Origin of the sequence: Clostridium arbusti SL206, assembly GCF_000246895.1 — a bacterium.
In the GTDB taxonomy this organism is placed as follows: domain Bacteria; phylum Bacillota; class Clostridia; order Clostridiales; family Clostridiaceae; genus Clostridium_I; species Clostridium_I arbusti.
The window spans coordinates 1-2,501 of the sequence record NZ_BAEV01000177.1 but is presented as its reverse complement, the minus strand read 5'-3'; the positions used below and the strand labels follow the sequence as shown (position 1 = coordinate 2,501).

Annotated in this window: 2 protein-coding genes; both read right to left on the bottom strand. The window is 25.5% G+C overall.

What is annotated here, in order from left to right; all coding sequences use genetic code 11:
- Positions 1 to 447: 447 nt before the first annotated feature.
- Complete coding sequence (locus RH99_RS17870; protein WP_010241642.1) at positions 448 to 1,251, bottom strand: MBL fold metallo-hydrolase; 804 nt, start codon at positions 1,249 to 1,251, stop codon at positions 448 to 450.
- Positions 1,252 to 1,765: 514 nt separating this feature from the next.
- Positions 1,766 to 2,092, bottom strand: coding sequence for a hypothetical protein (locus RH99_RS17865; RefSeq protein WP_010241641.1), 327 nt, complete (start codon positions 2,090 to 2,092; stop codon positions 1,766 to 1,768).
- Positions 2,093 to 2,501 lie beyond the last annotated feature (409 nt).

The following is a 2,501-nucleotide window of genomic DNA, read 5'->3' as shown; positions in this document are numbered from 1 at the left end:
ACACGTAGTATAGATGTATTATATAAATTGGGAGGAATAATTATGCCTATACCTTTTAATATTATGAAAATTAAAGATTCTCTTGAAAACAGTGCAAGTTCTGCTGTAAAAAAACAGAAGAATTCATAGAGATATCAAAATTAAATTTAGAAATATCCAATGAAGAAAAAGATATAAAAGAAATATATGAGAAAATAGGTAAAAAAATATATGAACAATATGAAAAAGATAAACCTTTAGATAGGACTCTTATAAAATTCTGCAAAGATATTAAGGAAATTAAAAATAGAATTTCTAATATACAAAAGAAAATATTAAAAGTACAGTATAAGAAGATATGTCCTCTATGCGGAAAAGAAGTTGAGCATAATGCTGCTTACTGTGAATATTGTGGCCTTAAGCAAAAAAAATAAGATGATAAGTTTAATTTAAACTTATCATCTTATACTAAAGTTCTATGACTTCAAGATCATTAGGTACTATAATATTGCCTTTAAAATATTCTTTTCCCTCTTCTGTATATAGTTCTTTTCTCTTACTTAAATTTTTATCTTCTGTGTGAAACAATATTACATTTTCTACTTGTAGCTTCGCTGCATTCTCACAAGCATCTTTTACTGTAGAATGATGCTTTTCATATGGTTTAAACTTTTCTCTTTGAGAATACAAACAGAACGCTTCATGCATAAGGTACTGAGATTCATTCACATAATTAAATACACTATCATTAAGTGGTTCATCACCAAGAAAAGCTAATTTTTTGCCATTTTTTAATTTAGCAGTAAAACCAAATTGAAGTTGCTTAGTGCTTTTAATATCAAAACATTGAAGTTGAATGTCTAATATATTAAGATTACAACCATCATATATTTCTACAAAAATTATATCTTTATCAATATGGTCTATAAACTTTTTTTGCAAAAGTAAATTGCTTATAGTTTTTATTATATGTATTACATCCTTATGACAATAAATATAAAGCTTACCATCATAGGATCCATTAATAATTTGTTGTGCAACTGCTCTTATTATCCATACAATACCTGTTATATGATCATTATGACTATGAGATATAAACACATTATGAATTTTACTTATAGGTATTTCTACCTTCTCTAGATTTGAAAGTATGGTATTGCCACCACCTGTATCCACAAGAAAATACTCATCCTTGCTTGAAATTGTAAAACAAGTATTATAGCATCTTGTAACCATTGCAGCTCCGGTTCCTAGCATTGTTATTTCACTCAATTTATGAATCCCCTTTCACATAATAAAATTTATATTATCACTAATCACTATATTTTTAATAACAATAGCCTATTAGATAACAAATTAATATAAGGATTCAATTTTTATGTCCCATTTTTCATGATTCTTCAATTACGGTAAAATCATCCCTACAAGCATTAATAAACATCCAATAGCACCTTTAAACACCAAATACTCTTCCTACTATTATAAGTTCCCCAAATAGTAGCAAAAACAGCTTCCATGCTTAGTAGAATAGAAAAACTATAGTACTAAGAATTTTTTTGTCCTATTGCAAAACATGTAAAAAAATAAACAGCTATGCTAACCACTATAATATTAGTCATAACTATATCTATATTAACTCTATACTCAAAATAATTTATTTTACATAAAACTCTAAGTATATGACTTGTATTAAAATAAAAATGCCATTTAAGTTTATCTATATGGATGTTACTACTTCAATAGAAGTTTTATTTCATATTTAAATAGTACATCCGTATATAGTAAACTATCTAATTCCTGTTACTTTTCCTTTAAGCGCCTTTAATCTAGAATTTACATATCCAATAAGCTCATTTCTTTTATCCTTTATATCTGCTGGAGCATTAGTAACTATACTTATAATATCTAAAGTATTACCTTTAACAACATCTGCAATAGCATATCCTAAACATTTGTTTTTAACTTTCCAATAGATAGTATTAAATTCATCAGCTTGCCTTTTATTATAATATCCCTTTTCTATACCAAACTGAAATAAATCTGCTGCTGATTCTAATTCTTCTAAATCACGAAGCTCTAATGTTTCTTTAACAAGATCTTGAAACACTTTCATTTTAAGCACCCCTTTTCTACGATATAGTAATATTTTAGACCTATAACTTAATTCGTATACTTATTATACAGATTAAATATTACATTGTTTTAAAATAACTTTCTAAATTTATATTACAAGAAAATGAGAAATTAATCTACATATTTAAATAGAATAACCTATATCTTGTTAGGAGTATAGGTCATTTTCAATGCTTTTCTTAATAATATTATACCTTTTTACATTAAAGTTTACCATGATTTTTAACTTTTTTTTGCAAATTGAAGATTAACTATTAATACATTCATTTCAGATTCACTCAAAACGGCAAGAATTTTTACCTATAAAAAAATTCAATAAAATATTAAGTATTTTGAAATTTGTTTAAGTATCAATAACTACAAATCCTCAATATAAAAATTAAAGATAC

Coding starts and splice junctions, on each gene's coding strand:
- RH99_RS17865 (WP_010241641.1), bottom strand. CDS start 2,092: ATGAAAGTGTTTCAAGATCTTGTTAAAGAAACATTAGAGCTTCGTGAT.